Here is a 24,140-nt window from a genome sequence, read left to right on the forward strand (position 1 = left end):
AGCAGAGCAAACAGCGCGTAGCGAAGAAGATAAGTGGCAGAATCCACATAACAACCTGCATTACGGTAAAGAGTTACCTTGCCAAGAGTGTCATGGCGAGCATACATCTAAAAAGCCAATGTGCAGCAATTGTCATACTTTTAAGTTTGATAAGTTCAAAGAGTAGTCTACTGCCGTTTAGCGAGTTCTCCATCTTCGGTTTGTACCGAAGTCACCCGCCATATTGAGTTTTTGTCTTCTTAATATGGTTGGGCTTTTCATAATGATAAACGCCTAGTCTATTGCTCCCTGCAAAAGTAGTTTGGACCCGGATGTTTGATTACACCAATTGGCGCACGAAGTTGCTTCACTGGCTTATTGCTGTTGAACGGTGTCTATGTGGAACGCCTTCTCTACGTTATTTTATTTTAGAGAAGGTTATTTTTTAACAATAAAAATAATGGTGATGTGATGAATAAATGTTTGTTTGCAACTCAAGAAAGCTCGATCAATAGTCAATTCTATAAAAATAAAAGAGGATTGAGCTTAATTGGAATATTTGTGGCGAGTGCTTTTTCTGCTACTTGTGTTAACGCAGCGGTTTTAGACAATACTGATATGCAGTTTGGTGGCTATGTCAAAGTCGATGCAATGTTGAGTGATTATAGTAATGGTGCTCCAGGTTCAGGAGCTATTTCTAGACAGTTCTATGTACCAGGCACAATATATGGTGTTGATGGTAATGGAAGTCAAGTTATTGATTTTCAGGCAAGAGAGTCTAGGTTTAATTTCAAGACCATCACTAATATAGAGGGTCATAAACTAACAGGATTTATCGAACTAGACTTCATGACTCACGCCGATGGTAATGAACGCGTGTCTAATAGCTATTCTCCGCGAATTCGTCATGCGTTTGTTAGCTTTGATAAATGGACCTTTGGTCAAACATGGACAACTTTTCAAAACCCTGCAGCCTTACCAGAGAATCTTGATTTTGTTGGAGCAGCAGAAGGGACACCTTTTGTACGTCAAACTCAAATACGTTACACCAATGGTGGCTTCCAATTTTCAGTAGAAAACCCTGAAACGACCTTAAATGAGTACCAAACTGGTTCGAGGATGGTGAGTGGCAGTGGTATGGTGCCTGATTTTGTGGCACGTTATAACATTAAGACCGACGGTGGCACCAAGCTATCTCTTGCCGGTATAGGAAGACAGCTCAATATAGAAACTAAGCAGGGTGGAACTCAGCTAGATTCGACTGCATTGGGTTACGGCGTGAGTTTAAGTGGCATCTTACCCGTTGGTAAAGATGACATTAAATTTACTGCGACCTACGGTGAGGGTCTTGGTCGTTACATGGCACTCAACTATGTGAATGCTGGGGTTATCGATTCTGATGGCGATATTGAAGCGATTACCTCTTATGGCGGTTTTATTGCTTACCGCCATTGGTGGAATGGAAAATGGCGTTCAAGTGTGACTGCATCAGCCTTTAGCGCAGATAATGATGTCAGCTTGACCGGCGAAAACGTTAACAAAGACTCATATTCTGGCTATGTTAACTTGCTCTACTCCCCTATAAAACCATTAACGCTAGGGGTTGAATATATGTATGCTAAGAACAGTAAAGAAAGCGGCCTTGAGGGTGAGCTTAATCGATTGATGTTTTCAGCAAAATACGTGCTTTAGCTTACAGGAGTCATTATTGTTGACAGCATGATGACAAAGAGTGAGTGTAATAAAAAGGAGGCCTAAGGCCTCCTTTTTATTTAGTATATTTAAGTTATCTGTTACCACACGTGTCGTTAACTAATTGTTTTTAAATAATTACTAAGTGACCTTGCCAGATACCATTGGAACCTAATCTAATGTTTCTGCTTTGCTGTTCATAAAAGTTAGTGGTGTTTGGCCCGTTTGTTTCTTGAAAAATGCGATAAAAGCGCTATCAGAGGAAAACTCCAATCCATCAGCAACGTTACTGACTTGCATTTTTCTAGACAATAACTCAATTGCCTTGAGTAAACGCCATTGCTGTCTCCAGTCTTGATAGGACATTCCTGTTTCTGCTTTAAATAATCGGGTGGCTGTTTTGGTACTTGCCCCGATGGAAGCCGCGACAGAGGTCAGCGATGGAGGAAGAAAAGTGTCTTGTATCATTTGTTGGCGGAATTTTTGTAATCGGCGGTCTGAAGGTAAAGGGAGTTGGAACTCATAGCGTTTAGCGGCGTAAAATTCCTCCCAAAAAAGTGCAATAGTGTGCTTTGTTTCGTCATCGGGTTTATCCCATGGCCATAGCGCCATTTTATCAATTAACGCTTTTAACAGAGCATCTACTTCAAACATGGTGATGTCTTTTGGACATTGGAACATGGTGCAATCAAAATATAGCGAGCGATAAGCGACTACATTCGTCATCACCGCTCGATGCTGTGTATGCGGCGGGATCCAGACCGCTTTTGTTGGCGGCAATATGCAGATAGAGTTTTCTAAGGCAAAGGTCATACTTCCTTGTGGTGCATAGAGTAATTGCCCTTTGCTGTGCTGATGCATCCCGGAGTCATGCGCACCGACATTGATGGCGATCCCCACTACGGAGGAGGCCATTTTATCTGCGTCGAACTGGGTTTGTGGATTAATAATCGCCATTTGTCCGAATTCTGATGTTTTTGGTATTAATGTTGTTAATAGCTAAAGGATAGCCACATCTATACTGCCCGCCAAGTTAATTAATCACAGGTTCCAAAATGAACACTAAACCGTCTTTATGGTTGATGGTTGTCATGTTGATGTTTCCTCAAATAGTGGAAACCATCTATAGCCCAGCGTTAGGTTCCATTTCACAATCATTTGCAGTGACTTATGCGCAGGCAGCTCAAACATTATCTATCTATTTTACTGCATTTGCTATTGGCGTTGTGGTCTGGGGGATATTGTCGGATACATGGGGTAGGCGACCAACAATGCTCATTGGACTGTTTATTTACGGCTGCGCCGCTTTATTAGCAATGCAAACAGAAAACTTCACCGTTCTAATGGTCGCAAGAGCATTAAGTGCATTCGGAATAGCCGTTGGCTCTGTTGTGACCCAGACGATGTTGCGTGACGCATTTGAAGGCGAAGACCTCGCTAAAGTCTTTAGTTTAATGGGATTTGGGCTCTCTATTAGTCCTGTTGTGGGGATGTTATTGGGTGGTCAATTATCGCAAGCGGGTGGTCACTATTATATATTCTTAGCTCTATTTATGATGGCATTAGGCTTATTGATCCTTAATGTATTTACGCTTCCTGAAACTCAGCGTGAAAAGCGACCTTTAGCGCTGGGTAAGTTAAGTGTTCTAATGTTGAAAGATGCTCACATTTGGCAATCTGCATTATTGGTTGCGCTATATAACATTGCATTGTTTTCTTATTATCAACTTGGTGGGTTTATCTTTACAAAACTGGGATTTGATTCAGAGCAATTTGGTTACAGTGGAATGGTGTTAGGCCTTGGCACATTTATGGGGTGTTACTTTAACAAAGTCCTTCTGTCCAAAAAGGTGTCTGCACGCTCTCTGCTTTGGCTCTCTGCTGTTCAACTTACCGTGGGAGCTTTTGGGGTGTATATGTTGCTCGACTCTATCTTGTTTTTGGCGCCAATGATGTTGGTTGTGATGGCTTTTGCTATTGCGATCCCCAATGTACTAAGTCTGGCTTTAGTCAATTATAAACAGCAAGCGGGCAGTGCGGCTGCGATATTTGGGTTGATGTATTATCTGCTTATTGGCAGTGGTTTGGCGCTGGCTGGTACTGCTCAACACTTAGGCTTGGTGCTAATCGCCTGCGCTGTAGTGGCGGTGTTGGTGACACTCTCACGTAAATAGTGAGTTCGGGTCAGATAGCAATCATTGAGTAATGATTGCTATTCATTATGACGACCATTAGTCACCGCAGGGACCCGCTTCATGTATTAAGTGTAAAGTTACTTCGCAGTATTCTGATTGTAACTGTCTTGCACATTTTTTAAATTTTTTTCCGTTGTTAGTTTTCGCGCCTAGATTATTATTTTTAATACTATCAAGTGAATACACTCATTAAATGGATTGTTTATGGGTATCTGGAGCGAAAGAAATAATGCTATTATTGGTCATACGAGCCTCCTGTTATATGTGGAACACATATAACAGGAGGCTCTGGTTTTAAACTAACCCACGTAATGGAAACTAGCACCTCGTGGGGAGTCATTAGGTCTATGGCTACTATTTTAGCTTAAGTATTATTTTTATCTCATCATTCAAATATGTTGAGTAAAAAAATCAGGAAACAAGGTATTGTTAAATTGAAAATTCACGCCGTTACGATTGAATATTCCCTCGGCGATCTGGGATCGCTGCAACGTGGTATTGAAACGCTAACCCAAGATCTTGATTTAGAAAGTGTCGAAACAGAGAGGAGGTTGTATCGTGATTACCGCTTTATCGGCGTTGATGAGCATGGACAGTCGCTTGGAAAACCAAAGGTATGTAAGGCTAGTTTTTATAGTGTACTCGCTAAAAATGATGCACTAAGACCGTTATTGGTTGCTTATATAAAAAAGATGACCGCCTACAATTTTTTCCTCGGCACATCCTTTGCGTTGGTTACAACCGGTGAGGCACAGATCATCAAAGATCCCGTTTATGCTTTAGCGGATTTAGGGGAACAATATATTGATCTCTACTGTGACGCTTTTGGCACATCTGATCGCGGTTATGAATTGGGCTTTGATAAACCCAAACGTCAGTTTGTGCGGCAGTGCTCTGAAAGTGAACAGTTGGCCGTGCTTTATGCAGCGATGATCCTTGGCCGATTGACGGTTTATTCAACTGAAGCCGTCTTACCCAAACCGCCGGCATCATTTGTTAAGCGTTTCGCTGATGCTGCATATTGTGATGACTTTATTAAGCTCTGCGCTGCAGAATTTATCCGTAATGCGTTGATCCGTCGCAGAGAAAAACATCATTTGGGATTAGCTAGCCTTGATGTTAACAAAGTCGTCAGTGATATTTTTGAACTGGAAGAGCAGTTTACGTTTCAGCCTGAAATGATATTACTGCTTGAGCTGACAGGTCGAACTGCCAATGATATTTTGCATGGATTAAAGGACGAAGTCATTGGCATCTTTGATGGCAGCATATCGCCGGTCAAACCTGTGTTATTTGATTTCCCAACTCCCCAATGCGTTATTGAAGAATATGAAAAATAACATTGAATCGGATATCAATACTATAATTCAGAACGTCCTTTATTAGGCGCTTGTAATTGTAATCTACGAAGTCGTTTGATACGTCGCTACACTTGATCCGCGTTAGTGACGTTAGCGTGTTACCACAGTCATACTTGTGGTAGTTAAAACCGTAAATCATAGGGCTTAAGTGCTAACTGATTTTCCTCGGCCCCGCGTTAAGAGTCTCAACTTATTATAAAATTTCTCATCGGGTAATGAATGGTAACCCTTCTGGCACTGAGAGAGCGTCAAGCCTGTTTATTATCACTCATTACTATCGGGTTATTACATAAAATTATTATTTTAATAAATAACTATAATTTTACGTAATGCCATCTTGTCCATATACTTAGCTCATCAAAACAAACAACACATCAGTTAACTAGGTTTTTGGAGCATATTATGAAAATGAGTCATGTTGGGATCCTTGTTGGGGATATGGATAAAGCTGTTGAGTTTTATACCAATGCGCTTGGTCTTAAGATTATCATGGGCAATACTAAGGTCGAAGAGGAACGCGAAACTGCAATCGGTAAAATGTGTATTGCTGTTTTTGGGGAAGGCTTTAAAGGCTTTAATATTGCACACCTAGTGACAACCGATGGCATTGGTTTTGAGCTATTTGAAATGAAAGAGCGCCAAGAGCGACACGTAGTTGATTTCTCTCGGATTGGTATCTTTCACTTTTGTCTTGAAACGGATGATTTTGAAGGTGTTATTGAAAGAACCAAAAAGTTCGGTGGCAAAGTGAGAATGGATATCATGCGTTATCATCCTGAAGATGATAGCAAACCTTACCAAATGGTTTACCTTGAAGATCCATTTGGAAACTTATTTGAGCTTTACTCACACACTTATTCAGAGACTTACTCTTCTGAATACGATTAGTCTGAATACGACTAATTTGAATATGAACAGATTAGCGAGTATTTACAATTAACATTGCGAATAACCCGTTATGTGCCTAGTCCTAAAATAGGTTGACGGTTTTTATTAAGCCAGTTGGTACTCCCAGCTGGCTTTTTCATGCACCTCGTTTGAGGTTTTCATCCCTAAACTAAGATGCGGCCGTTAGCTACCGATGACTCTGTAACAATTGATAAAAGCTATTTATATCAAACTACTGCGAAATGATAAAAGTGATACGTAGACCTCGTAAACAAGCAGGCTCTATTTCTCCCTGCAAAATACTCTCTATTATTGGTAATAATTACGTAAATAAACCCATTTACGACAATAGCTTAGCAATGCTACCTTGGGTTGACATAAGCGTACAGTCAAGAACGTTATCGAACTGCTATTGAATAAGCTGTTGAACAAAACAGTTTGTTATGTTTATTGGCCATATTATAACTAACAATGTTAGTGCGCTTAATGCGACGTTATCCCGAAGAGAATCAAGTTTTATGCCTGAAGCCAATCCAGCGAGAATCATGACCTTTGTATCGCCGAAAGATCTCAGTCAGTGGCTCAAAGTGAATCACGCCTCTGAAAGTGAACTATGGGTGAAGATATACAAGAAAAATACTAGGATTCAGAGCGTGACTTGGGATGAGCTCGTGATTGAGGTTCTATGTTGGGGTTGGATTGACGGTATTAAGAAGTCAATCGATGACCAAGCCTACCTTCAGCGCATTACTCCCAGAAAAACGCGCAGTAACTGGTCTAAAAGAAATACAGAGCATGCGGAGAGTTTGATAAATGAGAGCCGGATGATGGAATCAGGGCTCGTGCATATTCGTGCTGCAAAAGAGGACGGTCGCTGGGAAAATGCCTATGTGGTAAGTGAAATGGAAGTACCCGCAGACTTCCTAGCGGCACTGGAGAGCAAGCCGAATGTTAAGGCGTTTTTTGATACTCTCAATAAATCGAGTCGTTATGCTATCGCGTATGGATTGAAAAGTGCGAAGAAACCCGAAACCAGACTTAGGCGATTTACAAAATTTATGAACATGCTTGTGCACGAAGAAAAGCCTAAATAAGTGGAATTAGGCTTAATAGGTTTTTCAAACGGACGCATAATAAGTCGTTATGCAACCAAGTTGTTCAACGCAAGGAGGAAATCTTGGAATTAGATATATATCAAGTTGATTCATTTACGACTAAGCCATTTAAAGGGAATCCAGCTGGAGTTTGTATATCAGAAAATGATCTTGATGAAAATCTCATGTTTTCTATCGCAGAAGAAATGGCAGTTTCTGAAACTGCATTTTTATCATTAAGTAACATGAAATTAAGGTGGTTTACACCCAAAATAGAAGTAAGCTTGTGTGGTCATGGAACATTGGCCGTCGCACATGTTTTAAAGGAAAATGGCTTGGTTGCGATTGGCGATACATTAGTTTTTGACACATTGTCAGGTGCTTTACTGGTCACAGTACAAGATAAAACGATTGAAATGGATTTTCCATCAACCACTATCAATCCGGGTATTTCTAGCCATGTAGAGCTCTTAGATCTTCTTGGGATCAATCCAGAACACGTGATTTTTTTGGGTCACTTCGATTCAAAATTTTTTATCGAAATTGACAGCGAGGAAACGCTGTTGGGGTTAAACCCAAACTTTGATGGCTTAAAGAAATTAAAGGGCCGTAGTGTTGTCATTACTGCAAAATCAGTATCCAGTGAATTTGATTTTATTTCTCGGTATTTTGCTCCTTGGGTTGGTGTTAATGAAGACCCAGTTACGGGTTCAGCACATTGTGCTTTAGCTGTATATTGGGAAGCAAAGCTTAAGAAAAACAAGCTTAAAGGCTATCAAGCTTCTGCCCGTGGTGGTTTCGTCGATGTTGAATTATTGCCAAATAATCGAGTGAAACTGATTGGTTCAGCGATAACTACGTTGAAAGGGGTTTTATACGTATAGGCAGTGTAACGATTTGATAATAAATGTAAAATTTAACATCCATCTTGACTCTTTGCACTTTTTCCAACCAATCTTATTTGTTATTAAGGCGTTGCGACACCGTAAGCTTCTTACATTCCCTAATCAGAATTTCATGAATTAAAGCCTAAGCACTAACCCACTGATGTAAAGATGTGGGTTAGGGTAAGTGCCTATCAAAATGCCCAAGAAGTGTTGGGGGTAAAGACGCGTTTATATGCTGTTTATCTGCATCTACTTTTCTCACACATTCCCTAATACAAGCAGAGTTAACCGGGGCATATATGGTTTTTGTCAAATCGTATTCGAGTACGAAGATACACCTAGTGCGTACTCAACAACGCGGGGATCTGCTACACTGCTTTTGGTTATTTTTTAATTTAAGATCAATTTGTTATGCAGCGCCAACCATTACGTCAAGCCAAAACTATCGATAACGTTTTCAATAGCGCCTATTGGCACCTTGGTCAGCAAGATTTTACCATTAATGAAATTCGGACCAAGCTTGAACGGAAAACCGAAAACCAAGAATGGATTGATATTGTCCTCGCCAAACTAATAGAGAACGAATATTTAAAAAATGACTTTGACTTTGCGGTGCGCTATTGCGAGGTAGCCTTTAGTAATGAACTCGGTAAAGGCGCAATAAGACGTAAGTTACAACTGCGCGGCGTTCCCGTCACCGACATTGATACCGCGATAGAGCAAGTAATGGACGAGCAAAAAGTCGATGCGTTTGAGATGGCCACCTCTAGGCTGTTAAGCAAGTTTGATAACTTTTATGGCACCAACAAAGAAAAGGTCTATACGCAGATGACCACTAAAGGTTTCTCTCGCGTAGAAATAGATCACGCATTATCACAACATCCAGAGCGTGAAACACTGCGCAGTAAATTAGCGGTGAAAGCAGACAAAGTTGACTTAACAACGGAAATAATCAAGCTATTTAACAAAGGTAAAGGCGAAACCTTGATCTTGCAAGAATTAAAGCAGCGACTGATTGATGTGAGTGACTTTGAAGATACGGTGTACAAATTAACGCTATCAGAAGATGTCGACTTTTATCAAAGTTGTAAAAAAGAGTTGGCGAAAAAGCGCTATGACTTATCGGATTATAAAGGAAAGTCGAAAGCGTACGCCTATTTATCCCGGAAAGGGTTCGGCAGTGATGAAATAAAAGAAGCAATGAATCCGGATGATGACTAACTAAAAGAAACCGTTAAAGAAACAATTATGGTACTCAGTATTGTGATTTTAAATATTGTAAACAGTAATATATCGATAAGCACCTAACACTAGAGGCAATAACGATGACCACTAAAATTCGAAGTGATAATTGCTACCGCGTCACCATTGAAGAGGTAGTATCGCTAGAGGAAATGGGGAAAACACGACAGTTTGAGTTACAAGATAGAGAAGATTTGTTCAAGGCTGTAGAAACTTAAAGAAAGGCAGTGGGTTGGAAGACTCTCTTGCAACTAAGGTTGCTGTTGCGCTACGCTTATTAGGTCCCGTGATGATTGAACATTGCAAACATGCGTTGTTTTTAGATTTTATGCCCCATTTTAAGACATTTATGCAACATATAAAAAGTATGGTGAAAAGTGCAGTAAAAGAAAAATAGTTTCGCTGCCGGAGGAAAGTGGTCTATTTTTCCTTATCGATGAGACTGACATCTACAGTGTTAATGTTATAGGGGCTCTAAGCTAACAAGTCGTCTTTGTTCGAAGAAAGCTATATCGCGATATATAGACTAATACCCTCTACGCTACATCAAGCCAATACGCTAACAAATCCTTGTCTAAAATAAGAGCTCAGTCATTTAGTATTATATTGTCATTACACAATGAAGACCATTTATACACGATTAAATGACCGTTAAGTAAACGCAGAGGAAGTGGCTAATGGCGCCACCTAATACAAACAAGTGCCATATCGCGTGGTTGTAGGGAATGCGTTTAGCAACATAAAAAACAATCCCTAAACTGTAAAATAACCCGCCAATAATGAGAAGGTTAAAGCCTAATGGCGACATTCCTGCAATTAACTCTTTCATCACGGTGACACAAAGCCAACCCATGGCAAGGTACAAGACTAGACTGAAGACTTTAAAGCGAGTGATAAAGAGTGTCTTGAAAAGAATGCCTCCGATTGCCAATGACCAAATGGCAATGAGCACCAAGTTGGCATTTCCGTTGCCATTTTCATTTTCTAAACTAATCAGCATTAAAGGGGTATAGGTACCCGCTATCAACAGGTAGATGGCACAATGGTCGGCAATTTTTAATTTATGCTTCAAAGCTTTATCTGTTGCGCTATGATATAGAGTCGAGCAAAGAAAGAGCAAAATAATGCTGCCGCAGTAAATCACTACACCTGCCATTTGCACAAAAGTTAATTGCTCATAGCCTTTTAAAATACACATAATCAAGCCGATAACACCTGCCACAACGCCTAACCCATGACTTAAGCTGTTTGCTAGCTCTTCTTTAACGCTATAACTAGCACTTGATACTAGGGTTTGCTTTGGCGACAAGGTTGATTCTTGAGTAGACATAAGGCGTAAATGACTTCTGGTTTGACCACGATTAGCTGCAGTGTATCAGCTTTAATGATAATAGTCATAGTTTAGCGTACACGTGTTAGCTTAAAATAGGTCCAATGTAATCACCATTACATTAGTGATGATCAATGATAAAAAAAGACAATAACACTCGATGTTGAACTTTTGTAATAAAGCGGTATCTAATGTTTTAAGTGATTATTATTCATTGATAAATTAGCTTAATTAATTAACCAGCCACAAACAAGCTTCATGTTAAATAAATCAGCATGAGTCAATCGTTATAAATAACGCCATTATTAAGGTTAACCTTGTCTTCTCATGGCGTTAATTGAACCTTATGGACTATAGAGTTATTCATCGGATGAAATCAGTTAGCAGATCCTCAGCACCTGTTTTTACTGCGCTTGCAGCAGAGAATGGCAAAGGACAACCTCTGCTCAGTTTATCGGTAAGCACTGAGGAAGCCAGTGCAACTTTGGCGGTCATTAGGGCTGATAAACAGTTTGAGCTCCCGGTCAGCCATCCTCTAGTTAAACCTATGTTTGGTATCAACACCGCTGCGGAATCAACCTCTATCGCTGAGGTCGTTGTTGAGGCGGATAATCGTGATAAAGGCGGCGTGAAACGCTCTTCTTGCTTGCGTTCATTTCAGCTGTTTCAATCATTCATATGGGTTATTTTACTGCACATTGTATTGATTGGTATTATTAATCAGCTTTGGGTGAGACAAACGCTAAAGGTTACAACTGTTGCCCCAATCAAAATCCAATCATACCTGTATGTCGAAGCTAAACCGGTAAAAGATGAGGTGATGGATAGCATCGACAGCTCAACAACTAAGGTGAGATCGCCACGTCATTCGCCAACAGATAGCGACAACCCCACCGAGGCTGACGAACTTGTCGAGACATCGCCAGTACATGAACCCGCGATGGAGGCTGACAACACCATTGAAGCCATACTGCCGACAACGGATTTATCGGAAAAAACGGACATAAGAATCAATAAGAGCCTGCCGACGTACGTTCCTCGCCGTAGTGCAATGGCTATTGCTCAATCCTATCTTCAACGAAAAAATGATGCCGCACTAGACGCACTGATTGTCGATAAAGCCAATAAATATAGCGGGCCGCACTCTTTGAGTAAGATGGATGGTGACATGGTAGAGTTAGTTTTTCCTGAGGTAGATGAGTACAGCAAAATACCCACGACAGATCATCGACTCGATCCTAACCGTATCGTACGTCACGGTGATACCTGCTTTCGAATAGTGCAGGTGCCGACCCAAATTAACCCTTACGCAGAAAATATCGGTTACCCCTTTAACTGCGGTGGCGATAAAGTTAAAAAAGCGATTAATGACGCTATCTCAGCACGATTAGAAAAGAGAATGATTAGTCGAAAATAGTCGTTTTTGAGGTGATAATTTTTCATGATAAATAGTAGTTTAATATGCAATATTAAATTATTTGTATTATTATCAATAAGCTATGAGTCAATAAAAATATTTACCATAACAGAGGTTTGTGAATGATTTGTACTTGTTTCTTAGTCACTGTTAGGCTTATACTGCCGGCTCATCTTGTCGGAGTGCCATAAGGCTGAGACCGTTTATTCGGGATCCGTTGAACCTGATCAGGCTAGAACCTGCGTAGGTAACAAGCGAAATAACTGCATAGTATCGGCTGTATTAATGCTGCTAGCAGTCACATTTCGGTGGTTAAGTGCATCTGGAATTAGCGTTATGACGCGGTTTCATTTTCAACTTTCAATTACTCATTTCTCCTGACAAGCAACTTCATTTTTATAATAGTGAGTTTGCTAATGTCTAAACGCCGCGAAACCCGAGCTCAAGCTCAACAGTTCATCGATAACCTAAAACCGTTACAACACCCAAATTCCGAGAAGATCTATCTTCAAGGTAGCCGCGTTGATCTTAACGTCGGTATGCGCCAAATTCATCAAGCTGACACTTTGCTCAGTGGTGATGAGAAAAATCCTGTATTTGAAGCTAACCCACCGCTGAAAGTATACGACTGTGCTGGGGCTTACTCAGATCCTGATGCCAATATTGATGTGCACAAAGGCTTAGATAAATTACGTCATAACTGGATCGTTGAACGAAATGATACCGAACAGTTACCCGCTGTCAGCTCTGGTTTTACCCAGCAACGCTTGGCCGATGATGGTTTAGACCATTTACGTTTTGAGTCGTTAGTGCCTCCTCGCCGTGCAAAGTCAGGTCAGCGCGTAACGCAAATGCACTATGCCCGCCAAGGGATTATCACCCCTGAAATGGAATATATCGCTATTCGCGAAAATATGGCAATGGCAGAGGTGACCGACCCTATGTTAACTCAAAAAAATAAGGGCGAAAGCTTTGGCGCCGTTATCGATGAGCCAATCACTGCTGAGTTTGTTCGCAGTGAAATTGCTCGTGGTCGAGCCATTATCCCGTTAAATATCAATCATCCTGAAGCTGAACCGATGATTATTGGACGTAACTTTTTAGTGAAAGTGAACGCCAATATTGGTAATTCAGCAGTGACTTCTTCTATCGAAGAAGAGGTTGAAAAGCTGGTGTGGTCTACCCGCTGGGGGGCTGATACGGTAATGGACTTGTCTACCGGTCGTTATATCCACGAAACCCGAGAGTGGATTATCCGCAACTCTCCTGTCCCCATTGGAACCGTGCCTATCTATCAAGCACTCGAAAAAGTGAATGGTGTTGCTGAAGATCTTAACTGGGAAACATTCCGCGACACCTTGATAGAGCAAGCTGAGCAAGGCGTTGACTACTTTACTATCCATGCGGGTGTATTGCTGCGTTACGTACCCATGACCGCAAAACGCCTCACGGGCATCGTATCGCGCGGGGGGTCTATTCTGGCTAAATGGTGTTTGTCGCACCATAAAGAAAACTTCCTCTATGAACATTTCAGAGATATTTGTGAGATCTGTGCAGCTTATGATGTCTCACTGTCATTAGGGGATGGTATGCGTCCGGGCTCGATTGCTGATGCCAATGATGAAGCTCAATTTGCGGAGCTCGAGACCTTAGGCGAGCTGGTTAAAATTGCCTGGAAATACGATGTTCAGACCATCATTGAAGGGCCTGGCCATATTCCAATGAACCTCATTAAAGAGAATATGGATAAGCAATTAGATATTTGTGATGAGGCGCCTTTTTATACTTTAGGCCCGCAAACGACCGACATAGCGCCTGGTTATGATCACTTTACCTCTGGGATAGGCGCGGCGATGATTGCCTGGTATGGCTGTGCAATGTTGTGCTATGTGACGCCAAAAGAGCATCTGGGCTTACCTAATAAAGACGATGTTAAACAGGGGCTTATTGCTTATAAGATTGCGGCTCATGCTGGCGATGTTGCTAAAGGTCACCCAAGTGCACAAATTCGAGATAACGCACTTTCAAAAGCACGTTTTGAGTTCCGATGGGAAGATCAATATAACTTAGGCTTGGATCCTGAAACGGCTCGCGCTTATCACGATGAGTCACTGCCGCAAGAGTCAGCCAAAGTGGCTCACTTTTGCTCTATGTGTGGTCCAAAGTTCTGTTCAATGAAAATAAGCCAAGAGGTTCGCGACTACGCCGCAGCGCAAGAGAAGCTGGCGTTAGAAGTTGAAGCAAAGGGGGTCGAAGTTAAGTCACCCGCAGAGTATCAAGCCTATAGCGGTCAAGCTGAAACATCAGCGCTTTCGGATAGTGATATTAGCAGTGGCATGGCGCAGATGTCAGCTGAGTTTAAGGCCAAGGGCGCTGAGTTATATCACGAAGCTGGCACTGGCGCTGAAAGTAAAGTCGTCGCGTTAGAGGAGTAGTTATGGCTGAGGTTAATTCTAGCCGACTGCCAACGAGCAATCGTCCATTAGTGTGGACGATTGCGGGTTCCGATAGCGGCGGCGGTGCAGGGGTTCAGGCCGATTTGGCCAGCATGCTTGATCTTGAAACACATGGTTGCAGCGTGATCACCGCTGTCACGGCACAGAGTTCGGTGACGGTAGCAGCGGTTGAGGCGGTCTCTGACGAGATGCTCGTGGCGCAACTTGATACGTTAGCAGCGGATCTCATACCAAAGGCAATTAAAATTGGTTTATTGGCAAGTCAGCTGCAGATTAATATCGTTGCAAGCTGGTTAGCGGACAAACTCGCGCAATGGCAAGGCGATAATCTAACTGTACCCGTCATTCTTGACCCTGTGATGATAGCGACTTGCGGCGACGCACTGGCTAAAGGTGCACAACTCGATTTTAGTCCGTTTAAAGGTTTACTGACGTTAATTACGCCTAATGTGAGTGAGTTGGAGATTTTAGCTGGGCGTCCATTATCGACAGCTGATGAAAGTATAAAGGCGGCAACCTCTATTGCGGTTTTATTAGCGACATCGGTACTGGCTAAAGGGGGCGATAAAGGGCCACATTGGCACCAAGAGCATGCCCGCGATTTGCTTGTTTGCTACCAAGTGACAGGGATCTCTAGTTTGCATAGAGACCAGACTTTTTGGTTAACATCGCCAAGAATAGCCACTAACAATAGTCACGGCACTGGTTGCACATTGTCATCGGCAATTGCTGCCGTTATGGCACATGGATTTGTATTGAATGACGCCGTTGTGGTTGCAAAAGCTTATGTGTCGCAAGGATTACACAACAGTTATCAACCCGGCAGCGGACCAGGTTGTTTAGCGCGCTGTGGTTGGCCAAATGAGTTGCTGTCATATCCCTTTATTGAGCCTCTTTCATCATTGAATCAGTCCCTTTATGGCGTTAATGCCATTAGTAAGCAGGTTTATGCTTTTAAAGAAATCGTTGAGCCATTAGGCGTTTATCCTGTGGTTGCAGAGATTGATCTTTTGCAGCAACTGCTCAGTGCAGGCGCCAAAACCATTCAACTGCGGGTTAAAGATGAAAACGATCCTTTGCTTGAGCAAAAAATTGTTCAAGCAATCGCGCTGGGCCGAGACTACAGAGCGAAAGTGTTCATTAATGACCACTGGCAGCTGGCCATAAAGCACCAAGCCTACGGTGTGCATTTAGGCCAAGAAGATCTGTTTGAAAGTAATTTAAAACGACTTAACGAAGCTGATATTGCACTGGGCTTATCGAGCCATAGTTATTTTGAAATCTTATTGGCAATGCAGCACCAGCCATCATATATCGCTTTTGGGCACATATTCCCCACCACCACTAAGCAGATGCCTTCGGCGCCTCAAGGGCTAAGCAAGCTGGCTCGCTATGTTGCTCTCATGCAAGGAGAGCTGCCAATTGTTGCTATTGGCGGTATTGATGCCGGTAATCTTGCTGCGGTGAAAGCCAGTGGTGTTGATGATGTGGCGGTGGTTCGAGCCGTTACTGAAGCTAATGATCCTGCAAAAGCCTATCAAACATTGGCAGATGAATGGACGTTGGGAGTAAGCAATGGCGCTCTCTGATCAAGCATTTATGCAGTATTCACGGCAAATTTTACTGCCTGAAGTGGGCGAACGCGGGCAAAGCATCTTTAGTCAATCTCATGTACTCATTGTGGGGGTGGGCGGTTTAGGCAATTTGGCTGCTCAGTACTTGGCTGCCGCTGGCATTGGCCAGATAACGCTCATTGATGGTGACATCATTGAGCGCTCCAATCTTCCTCGACAGTTGCTATTTACTGTTGAGGATTTAGGAGGCAACAAAGCCCATGTCGCAGCCAAAAAGCTAATGCGAGCTTACAGTGATTGTCATTTCAATAGCTTTCAACGCTATTTGACGGCAGACAATGGGGTCGAGCTGTTTAATGCCAATCAGCCAAAATTCGATTTGGTGTTGGACTGCTCAGATAATTTTTCGGTTAGGCAAGTTGTCAATCAGCTGGCCGTTGAGCATAAGGTCACCTTGGTATCAGCGTCTGCGGCTAACTTTCAAGGTCAGCTACTGAGTGTGAACCAACAACAATGTCCTGATACTGGTTGTTATCACTGTTTATACCCAAGCGACATGAGCGTCAGTCAGAGTTGTCAAACGGTCGGCGTACTTGGGCCTATGGTGGGCACCTTGGCGTCAATGCAGGCATTAATGAGCTTAAATTTATTGCTTAGTCATAATGCAAAAGCGGATCACCAGATAGATGAGCTAAAGACTCAAGTCGATAGCAATCAGTTATTGGGGCAATTATACCGATTCGATGGCGCTAAATTTACTTGGCGGCAAGCAAAATTGGCACGGGACCCTGATTGTACGGTGTGCAGGGCGTCATGAGTCTCAAACCGTGAGCAATCTAAAGATTAGAGATCTAGGAGATAGACAGATGATCAGCATTGTACTCAATGATGAAGTTGTAACCGTTTCAATTGGAACGTCACTTGTTAAGGTATTGGAGCATCAAACCATTGCACTCGATGCGGTGGCGTTAGCGCTAAATTCTGAAGTCGTACCGAGAAGCCGTTGGCCGCATATTGTGTGTCAGCAGGATGATCAGTTAGAAGTGTTTTCAGTCGTTGCAGGAGGTTAATGTGTTAAGAATTGGTGATACAGAGTTTAGTTCACGATTGTTTACTGGAACGGGTAAGTTCTCTCATGCAAGTGACATGCTTGCAGCCGTTAGTGCATCGCAGTCGCAACTGGTAACGTTGGCGGTTAAACGTCTCGATTTGAAGACAGGTAGCGATAATATATTAAAACCCTTGCAAGACAGTGGGGTAAAACTGCTGCCTAATACAGCGGGCGCTCGTAATGCCAAAGAGGCCATTTTTGCGGCGCATTTATCCCGTGAAATGTTAGGCACTCACTGGATCAAACTTGAGATCCATCCAGATCCAAAATATTTGATGCCAGATCCCATCGAAACCTTAGCTGCGGCGCGTATTTTATGCGAGCAAGGCTATGTGGTATTACCTTATGTGCATGCCGATCCTGTCTTATGTCGACGTTTAGAAGAGGTGGGCTGCGCTGCTGTGATGCCACTTGGCAGTCCTATTGGTTCAAATCAAGGCTTAGCCACAGAGCCATTTCTTAAAATGATTATTGAGCAGTCTAATGTGCCAGTGGTGATTGATGCAGGAATTGGCGCGCCGTCGCAAGCGACAAGAGCGATGGAACTGGGCGCGGACGCCGTATTGGTTAACACCGCAATTGCCAGTAGTGCCGATCCTGTTGCCATGAGCCGCTGTTTTGCTCAGGCAGTAGAGACTGGCAGAACGGCTTATTTGGCTGGGCTTGGTCGTGAGAGTAAGCATGCAAATAGCACGAGCCCCCTCACAGGTTTTTTAAATGTTTAATGCTATCTGGCCTGAGCATAATCAAAAGGCGATTTTATGAGCTTTGTCGATGAATTTAAAAAGTTGTCCCGCAGTGAGCTACAAATGTCGCTATATTCGACGACGAAGCAAGAGGTTGAACGCGCGTTACAAAGCCCGGCTGGCGATCTCAATAGTTTGCTCGCATTGCTGTCACCTGCTGCTGAACATTATCTTGAAGAGATGGCGCAGCGCTCTGCTGCACTGACTCGGCAGCGTTTTGGTGCCAGTCTCGGGATGTATATCCCGCTGTATCTTTCAAATCTATGCGCTAACGAATGTGATTACTGTGGTTTTACCATGAGTAATAAGCTTAAACGCAAAACGCTATCGGAAACTGAACTGCTTAAAGAGATGTCTTTAGTCAAACAGATGGGTTACGACGCGATTCTTTTAGTGTCGGGTGAGCACGACACTAAAGTTGGTTTACCCTATTTTAAGCAGATGTTGCCGCTGGTAAAGCAGCATTTTAGCCATGTTGCCATGGAAGTTCAGCCGTTGGATAAGAGCGACTACGAGTCGTTGATAGAAGATGGTCTAGATGCTGTTATGCTCTATCAAGAAACCTATAATCCCGTGACGTATGCTAAGCACCACACGCGTGGTAAAAAGAAAGACTTTAGTCATCGCTTAGAATCACCAGAACGAGTAGCGCAAGCTGGGGTTGATAAGATAGGTTTAGGCGTATTACTGGGCCTTGATGATTGGCGTTTGGATGCATTGTTGATGGGACATCATCTGGCTTATTTAGAGAAGCATTACTGGCGCAGTCGTTATAGTATTTCTCTGCCACGCTTAAGACCTTGTACTGGTGGCGTTTCACCTAAAGTTGAGTTAACGGATGCAGGCTTAGTGCAAATGATCTGTGCGTTCAGATTATTTAATCAGCAACTTGAAATAAGCTTATCTACCCGTGAAACCCCCGCGCTGAGAGATAATCTATTTGCATTGGGTGTGACTAATGTGAGCGCCGGCAGTTCAACACAACCTGGCGGTTACGATGAGCCAAATTCGCAGTTAGATCAATTTGAGATCAGTGATGATCGTAACCCACAACAAGTGGCTGCTGCAATGAATGCGCGAGGCTTCAATCCGGTGTGGAAAGATTGGGAAATGGGCTGGTAAAGAGGCATTTATTAGTGTTTTTTATGCGAGTATTGAGGGGGGGAGTAGCTTTTTAAACACTAGGCTGCAAAGTTTATCCCTCTTATTGGCATCGAAAGTAGGGTATTGCCAATTAATTGATAAATTGGGTCATTGGTTTAGCGCAATGTACCGATTCAATACGAGTTGATTTAGGCATGGCTAAAGACAATTTTTTTGCGCAACTGCTGCATGATAAAAAACACCGAATACGCTTTATACAGCTTGCCAGTCAATAAGTTAACTCACTAAGCTCATTTAAGATGTGTTTTTAATTTGTTGTATACATCATCAGGATTAATAGGCTTAAAAATGTAGTCTTGGGCACCTAATCTTAGGGCCAAATCTTCATCTGAACCTTCATTTAAACCGCTAATTATGATCACGGGAATTAAATTTGTTAAGTTATTGCTCTTTAGATCTTTGAGCACTTGATAGCCATTTTTTTCTGGCATCATGATATCAAGGAAAATACAGTTGGGTTGTAAATTACTAGCAAGATCAATTGCGTGTATGCCTGAATTAATTGTAATGACATGATAGTCATCACCTAATACTGATAGCAGCAGGCTTGAGCAAATGGGGTCATCATCAACAATGAGTATTTTAGGTTTATCCATATAAATAGTTTCCTCTTCCTAGTCTAATTAATTTTTTAACCTTACCGTATCATTTAAAAACAATAGTTGCTATTTTAAACCCATCTTCACCTCACTTTCTATAGAGAGTATAGATTGCTCATATCTGTGAGTAAAAATATTCATCACTTGAAAGACACTTCCGTTGAAGCTGACAATAAAAGATTACGCTATAAACCTTGAACTAAAGCTGAATAACGTCACTGATAACGGTTATTTAGAAGTGGCGGTGTGACTGGTCATTGAGTTCGGTGAGAAAGGCGTTGTAGCGATCATGCAAAGTATAATCTTTTGCTAGCTTTGACGTTAAATCTAAACCTTGCTAAATAGCGAAGCCATTGAAGCCGTCAGTAATGCACTTTAATGATGGGTTAGTCAGCGTTATCTTTACATAAATGCTGTACATTTTTAGTACGTTACTTGATAATCTAAACATTGACTAACAAGTGAGACACGTTATGCAAATACCTCCCAGTATTATTTCAGGGCACAATGGTTTTCAAAGCGCACAGTCTGATTTAACCCAAGCAACGGTTGATGTGGCAAGTTCAAGTCAGTCGGTGTCTTCAACTACGACAGTCGACAGCAGTGATAGTCAATCGGCGTTAATAAGTGCTACGCAAGCCGTAAGTCACGCTCAAGCATCAGCCGAGGTTATTGAGGCCTCATCTGAGACCATCGGAACTTTGATTAATATTGAAGTGTAGAAAGCACAAAAAACGCTCTTTCGAGCGTTTTTTAATTTTCAAATAGTATCGATTAAATGATGTTTTTTTATCAATGACTCGATTAACTCGCTCGCGGGCCCTTGTTTATCTCTATTAGGGATAACCAAACTTAGCGTTGCTTTGCGTTTAGATGAACCTTTCAAGTGGAGCTTTTTCAGCTCTCCATTTTCAATAAGAGACTGCACCACATCCTCTGGCAGCCAGCAAAACCCCATCCTTTTTTTTAAAATAACAATGGCTTCGTGAAAGTTTGTTACCGTCCAACGCTGCTCAGCTTTGAGCCAACCCAAGTCAGTATTGGGGCTTAGCGCGGTGTCTTTGATGACAATTTGCAGGTGCTGAGCAAGCGTTTCATCTTCTTCAATCACATCGTACTGAGCCAGTGGGTGCTCAGGATGACACACGAGATTAAAGTTAATATCAATTAAAGGCTCAGCCAAATGTCCTTTAGGGGGAGGGCCACCACAGATGGCAATATCCACAGCCTCATCGATAATAAGTTCGGACGTACCGGTTAATACCGTATCGATGACTGTAATGCGTGTGCCGCGACTAAGAGGATAGAATTGACTGAGTACATCAACAAGATCATCCATAGGATAGATAATTTCACGTGCTATCGTCAGTGTCGGTTCCCAACCGGTTTCTAAATTATTGGCCAGCAGCTCCAACTCATTCACCGATTGTGTAATATGGCGCGACCGGCGTAGCAGTACTTCGCCACACTCGGTGAGGTAGGCTTTACGGCCTTTAACTTCAAGCAGTTGAACGCCGAGTTGAAATTGCAGCTTAGCAACGGCGTGATTGAGTGAAGACTGACTCTTGTTCAGTTTTTCCGCAGCTTGGGCGTAGCCACCGTAATCGACAACCGCTTGTATAATACGCCACTGCTCTAATGTAGATTTTGCTCTATCCATTTTTTAGCGTTCACTATTTGTTTGTTGTTTAGACTGAACCTGCTTTGGCAAGTATTTTTTGGTTGCTTTTAGTTCAGACAAATAGGGTCCTTTATGCAGTTTTTCTGGCCAATCAAGCAGCATCATTGCTAACACATTACGATGCTCACCCATCGCCAGATCTGGATTGCCACGAGGCGAAGTGATCATCTGCTCTTGTTGATTGAAAGCCTTGATTATATGCTGTTGAGTTTTGGCGACAACGGGGTTATGGGGTTGTCCTGCAAGTAGGAAGCTGATGCCAACCTCTGCAATAATATCATCAGTAGCGTCTTCAAGGATCCGGTCAATATTTTTCTCAAAATGATCTAAAATCCAAGCAAACTCTTTTGCATCAACATCATGCTGATAATATTCGCTAGCGGCGAAAATGAAATGGGTCATACCATAGAGCTTATTCCGATACTGCTTTTTATCGAGCTGTTGATCTTGGCTATCAGGGTAGACACCAATGAATGCACTTTTATAGTCCGCTAAATAATCCCCAACACCAATCTGCTTTGCCCAATAGACATAGTTAATGAGTTGAGCTGCCCATGTTTCTATCATGGCTTTGTCAGTGAGTCCGGTTTTTAGATCGGCTTTTTTCAAGGTAGTGATCAATTGTTCATGGCATGGGCCAGTGAGACCAAATTCATCAATGCGGCTTGAGTAACGTAACAATACGTCGGTGTAGAAGATAAATTCTGGAAAAGGCTTTAAGGCTTTTTTACGCGCCTTAGCTCTCGGCCCTTTACCCAAAACTGAGATGGCTTTGGTTGCTTCGTTGCTGATGAAGTCTTTTTTATCAAGATTACAAGCGTAGAAGGCTTGGGCTTCTGTTACCGCATATAGGTCAACCAATGCTGCATTGGCATATCGACTGTCACCGGTCATTCTATATTGTCTAATGCCATAGTGGCCTTGAACGCGCGGAGGTAGCTCAAATAGATGCGTTTCAAGATTAGCTTTAATTCCTTGATAGACTTCACTTTTAGCCGCTTCAGTGACCAAAGGGGCTGATGCGAAACTACTGGCGCAAAAAAGTGCAGCGGCTAGGGTACTTATTCGGAGTATCGAAGGCATATTGAATCCTTTTTATAAGTGGAACAGCGGTAATCGGCGATCCCAATAGCTCTTGAAGGATAACTTCAATACTGTCGGAAGGTTCATTCACCACCAAAGTGTCAAAAATAACGGCTTGATTTTGGCAGCCCTTGGTCGATTGATAGATATAATTTGCGACGTTTTGTTGCCATGATTTTTGATAATAAAGCGGACCTTCGTAAACAATAGCACTAAAGGTAAAGGGCGCATCTTCTATTTTATCCCAGTATTTTTCGAAGCTTAGTGAAAACTGCTTATTAAGGTCGAACTGCGGTGAGCTTGAGTCTGCTCGGTATAAGTCCAGTGCGACTTTAGAGCGAAACAGCGAAAGTTGCTCTGAATAGAGTTGCAGTATGGCTTCTCGAGAACCTTGTTTAGGGGCTTTAAGTAGTTTATCTAATAACCAATACTCTATCCACAATGCATCGATATTATTACTATCTGCCGTTTCACCTAAGGTGTTGAGCAAATAAAATTGATGACCTTTACTCAGTTTTTTTATTGCCGCAGCAACGGCTTTAACGGCGTGCCTTTGTTGTTGGTATCGCGTTAGTTTTATTGGTAATGACAGTTCAATTTGACCGAACTGGTGTCCAACAACAAGTTGTCGAATTGGTTTGACGGCGATCTTCTTATTTTCAGTTAAATAAATATCACCGAGTAGTCGCTGCTTATGCCATACACGAATCGATTTTTCATTTATCCACTCAAAACGTATGGCTAACACTTCAAGTTCTTTAGCCACCAAAGTGAGCCATTTGCCCGAATCCATTGCGGTGACCGGAGAAGAAGGGGCAGACGCAAGCGCCCGACCAAGGTTCCATGGTGCTATGTTGATGTTCTTGGTTTGAGACAGCAAAAATTGCTCAACTATCTCTGAAGATGACAACATTTGTTGATGTAATTTGAATTGACTGTAATCAGTAAAACCTGACTGTCGCGCTTGTTGAGACCTTAAGTCTTTAATGGTGTCTAATGCGGTTTTATTTTTAGTTGATGCTCGTGATTGATAGGCTTGCCAAACACGCTTTCGACACAGCTCATCAGGCTGCCTAATCAAATAACTGGCTAATGAACCGTTGAAATTATTTTCTGTTTCATCGGCAGTGTTATGGGAAAGCTCACAGGTTTTATCTTGAATATTCAAGCTTAATGCTTGCGAGCTCACTTCCTGCTTAAACGCAGCTTGTGCAGTATGCAGTTGTGCTTTGTATCTGGGGGATTGACTGCTCTTTGATAACTGATTGATACGTTTTAGCAGGGCCGTGATTTGCTGACTATCGTTATTGGCAAAGCTAAATTGTAAAGTTTGAAACGGTGAGGAATCTAAAAAAAGTGCCAGTTCATCAGCGAGGTATAGCTGGCATTGGAGTACGAGTTCTCTATCAGAATAAGAGAGCGGATATTGACGATAATACTTAATTCGATCGTTAATATTGAAAAAGCCAATAAGCTGTCGTTCAAGTTTAATGGCATTGGTATTACTGTCTAAGGTGGGGTCAATAGCATGAGTTGGAAAACGATAGCGCAGGCATTGCTCAACCAATAGTGGAATAGGCGACACGGCAGCACAGGCTGCCGTGTGGACCATACTTGTTAGCATAATAACTAATCCAACAA

The 24,140-nt window shown here is 42.3% G+C and carries 25 protein-coding genes and 1 riboswitch; of the genes, 19 read left to right on the top strand and 6 right to left on the bottom strand.

Annotated features, from left to right (window positions below; genetic code table 11):
• Together CXF86_RS13140 and CXF86_RS13145 are read left to right on the top strand one after the other, a co-directional pair.
• A partial coding sequence (locus CXF86_RS13140) for an acrylate reductase cytochrome subunit ArdB (RefSeq protein WP_180961065.1) occupies positions 1 to 166 on the top strand: 166 nt, incomplete at its 5' end.
• Between the two features lie 284 nt (positions 167 to 450).
• Positions 451 to 1,671: a DcaP family trimeric outer membrane transporter gene (locus tag CXF86_RS13145; protein ID WP_219621770.1), complete on the top strand. Its 1,221-nt coding sequence runs from the start codon at positions 451 to 453 to the stop codon at positions 1,669 to 1,671.
• A gap of 171 nt (positions 1,672 to 1,842) precedes the next feature.
• On the opposite strand, the gene CXF86_RS13150 is transcribed toward CXF86_RS13145, so the two are convergent.
• Positions 1,843 to 2,628 carry an AraC family transcriptional regulator gene (locus CXF86_RS13150; protein ID WP_102039189.1) on the bottom strand — a complete coding sequence of 262 codons (786 nt, stop codon included), beginning with the start codon at positions 2,626 to 2,628 and terminating at the stop codon, positions 1,843 to 1,845.
• Positions 2,629 to 2,726: 98 nt separating this feature from the next.
• Between CXF86_RS13150 and CXF86_RS13155 the strand changes: the two genes are divergently transcribed.
• From CXF86_RS13155 to CXF86_RS22940, 8 genes are all read left to right on the top strand, one after another.
• Positions 2,727 to 3,845, top strand: a complete 1,119-nt coding sequence (locus CXF86_RS13155; RefSeq protein ID WP_101092019.1) for a multidrug effflux MFS transporter — start codon at positions 2,727 to 2,729, stop codon at positions 3,843 to 3,845.
• A 455-nt stretch (positions 3,846 to 4,300) separates the two neighbouring features.
• On the top strand, positions 4,301 to 5,206 hold the full coding sequence (locus CXF86_RS13160) for a hypothetical protein (RefSeq protein WP_145991660.1): 906 nt from the start codon (positions 4,301 to 4,303) through the stop codon (positions 5,204 to 5,206).
• A 423-nt stretch (positions 5,207 to 5,629) separates the two neighbouring features.
• On the top strand, positions 5,630 to 6,115 hold the full coding sequence (locus CXF86_RS13165) for a VOC family protein (RefSeq protein WP_102039191.1): 486 nt from the start codon (positions 5,630 to 5,632) through the stop codon (positions 6,113 to 6,115).
• Between the two features lie 518 nt (positions 6,116 to 6,633).
• Positions 6,634 to 7,209 carry a YdeI/OmpD-associated family protein gene (locus CXF86_RS13170; RefSeq protein ID WP_102039192.1) on the top strand — a complete coding sequence of 192 codons (576 nt, stop codon included), beginning with the start codon at positions 6,634 to 6,636 and terminating at the stop codon, positions 7,207 to 7,209.
• An 83-nt stretch (positions 7,210 to 7,292) separates the two neighbouring features.
• The gene (locus CXF86_RS13175) at positions 7,293 to 8,093 is read left to right on the top strand and encodes a PhzF family phenazine biosynthesis protein (RefSeq protein WP_102039193.1); all 801 of its coding nucleotides are present in this window, start codon (positions 7,293 to 7,295) and stop codon (positions 8,091 to 8,093) included.
• A gap of 414 nt (positions 8,094 to 8,507) precedes the next feature.
• The gene (locus CXF86_RS13180; RefSeq protein ID WP_101092024.1) at positions 8,508 to 9,317 is read left to right on the top strand and encodes a RecX family transcriptional regulator; all 810 of its coding nucleotides are present in this window, start codon (positions 8,508 to 8,510) and stop codon (positions 9,315 to 9,317) included.
• A 104-nt stretch (positions 9,318 to 9,421) separates the two neighbouring features.
• Positions 9,422 to 9,556, top strand: coding sequence for a DUF3861 domain-containing protein (locus CXF86_RS22935; protein WP_219622736.1), 135 nt, complete (start codon positions 9,422 to 9,424; stop codon positions 9,554 to 9,556).
• A gap of 14 nt (positions 9,557 to 9,570) precedes the next feature.
• Entirely contained in the window at positions 9,571 to 9,735 is a 165-nt protein-coding gene (locus tag CXF86_RS22940; RefSeq protein ID WP_198553537.1) for a DUF3861 family protein, read from the top strand.
• A gap of 243 nt (positions 9,736 to 9,978) precedes the next feature.
• Here the strand turns inward: CXF86_RS22940 and CXF86_RS13190 are convergent, their stop codons facing one another.
• Positions 9,979 to 10,668: a PAQR family membrane homeostasis protein TrhA gene (locus CXF86_RS13190; RefSeq protein ID WP_101092025.1), complete on the bottom strand. Its 690-nt coding sequence runs from the start codon at positions 10,666 to 10,668 to the stop codon at positions 9,979 to 9,981.
• Between the two features lie 370 nt (positions 10,669 to 11,038).
• Between CXF86_RS13190 and CXF86_RS13195 the strand changes: the two genes are divergently transcribed.
• The 8 genes from CXF86_RS13195 to CXF86_RS22760 all read left to right on the top strand — a co-directional run bounded on the left by CXF86_RS13195 (position 11,039) and on the right by CXF86_RS22760 (position 19,351).
• A complete protein-coding gene (locus CXF86_RS13195; RefSeq protein WP_102039194.1) occupies positions 11,039 to 12,085 on the top strand; it encodes a hypothetical protein in 1,047 nt (348 codons plus the stop codon).
• Between the two features lie 168 nt (positions 12,086 to 12,253).
• Positions 12,254 to 12,352: riboswitch (TPP riboswitch) on the top strand.
• Positions 12,353 to 12,501: 149 nt separating this feature from the next.
• Complete coding sequence (gene thiC, locus CXF86_RS13200) at positions 12,502 to 14,520, top strand: phosphomethylpyrimidine synthase ThiC (RefSeq protein ID WP_102039195.1); 2,019 nt, start codon at positions 12,502 to 12,504, stop codon at positions 14,518 to 14,520.
• Between the two features lie 2 nt (positions 14,521 to 14,522).
• Positions 14,523 to 16,130, top strand: coding sequence for a thiamine phosphate synthase (gene thiE, locus CXF86_RS13205; RefSeq protein ID WP_102039196.1), 1,608 nt, complete (start codon positions 14,523 to 14,525; stop codon positions 16,128 to 16,130).
• Entirely contained in the window at positions 16,117 to 16,932 is an 816-nt protein-coding gene (locus CXF86_RS13210; protein ID WP_102039197.1) for a HesA/MoeB/ThiF family protein, read from the top strand. Before thiE ends, CXF86_RS13210 begins: the two co-directional genes overlap by 14 nt.
• Before the next feature lie 49 nt (positions 16,933 to 16,981).
• Entirely contained in the window at positions 16,982 to 17,185 is a 204-nt protein-coding gene (gene thiS, locus CXF86_RS13215) for a sulfur carrier protein ThiS (protein WP_101092030.1), read from the top strand.
• 1 nt (position 17,186) lies between these two features.
• Positions 17,187 to 17,951: a thiazole synthase gene (locus CXF86_RS13220; RefSeq protein WP_101092031.1), complete on the top strand. Its 765-nt coding sequence runs from the start codon at positions 17,187 to 17,189 to the stop codon at positions 17,949 to 17,951.
• Between the two features lie 36 nt (positions 17,952 to 17,987).
• Positions 17,988 to 19,094 (top strand): 2-iminoacetate synthase ThiH, encoded by a 1,107-nt coding sequence (gene thiH, locus CXF86_RS13225; RefSeq protein WP_102039198.1) that lies wholly within the window; start codon positions 17,988 to 17,990, stop codon positions 19,092 to 19,094.
• A gap of 116 nt (positions 19,095 to 19,210) precedes the next feature.
• Positions 19,211 to 19,351 carry a hypothetical protein gene (locus CXF86_RS22760; protein ID WP_157822928.1) on the top strand — a complete coding sequence of 47 codons (141 nt, stop codon included), beginning with the start codon at positions 19,211 to 19,213 and terminating at the stop codon, positions 19,349 to 19,351.
• A 15-nt stretch (positions 19,352 to 19,366) separates the two neighbouring features.
• On the opposite strand, the gene CXF86_RS13230 is transcribed toward CXF86_RS22760, so the two are convergent.
• Entirely contained in the window at positions 19,367 to 19,732 is a 366-nt protein-coding gene (locus CXF86_RS13230; RefSeq protein ID WP_101092033.1) for a response regulator, read from the bottom strand.
• 476 nt (positions 19,733 to 20,208) lie between these two features.
• Here CXF86_RS13230 and CXF86_RS13235 point away from each other — a divergent pair, with 476 nt between their 5' ends.
• Positions 20,209 to 20,457, top strand: coding sequence for a chemotaxis protein (locus CXF86_RS13235; RefSeq protein ID WP_101092034.1), 249 nt, complete (start codon positions 20,209 to 20,211; stop codon positions 20,455 to 20,457).
• A 38-nt stretch (positions 20,458 to 20,495) separates the two neighbouring features.
• Here the strand turns inward: CXF86_RS13235 and CXF86_RS13240 are convergent, their stop codons facing one another.
• Genes CXF86_RS13240 through CXF86_RS13250 form a run of 3 tightly spaced genes read right to left on the bottom strand, consistent with a single transcriptional unit; the run spans position 20,496 to position 24,123 of the window.
• Positions 20,496 to 21,395: a LysR family transcriptional regulator gene (locus CXF86_RS13240; RefSeq protein WP_101092035.1), complete on the bottom strand. Its 900-nt coding sequence runs from the start codon at positions 21,393 to 21,395 to the stop codon at positions 20,496 to 20,498.
• A 3-nt stretch (positions 21,396 to 21,398) separates the two neighbouring features.
• Positions 21,399 to 22,499 carry a DUF3541 domain-containing protein gene (locus CXF86_RS13245; protein WP_101092036.1) on the bottom strand — a complete coding sequence of 367 codons (1,101 nt, stop codon included), beginning with the start codon at positions 22,497 to 22,499 and terminating at the stop codon, positions 21,399 to 21,401.
• Positions 22,444 to 24,123: a M3 family metallopeptidase gene (locus CXF86_RS13250; protein ID WP_102039199.1), complete on the bottom strand. Its 1,680-nt coding sequence runs from the start codon at positions 24,121 to 24,123 to the stop codon at positions 22,444 to 22,446. The genes CXF86_RS13245 and CXF86_RS13250 overlap by 56 nt, the downstream gene beginning before the upstream one ends.
• Positions 24,124 to 24,140 lie beyond the last annotated feature (17 nt).

This window comes from Shewanella sp. GutCb (assembly GCF_002836135.1).
Classification (GTDB): Bacteria; Pseudomonadota; Gammaproteobacteria; order Enterobacterales; family Shewanellaceae; genus Shewanella.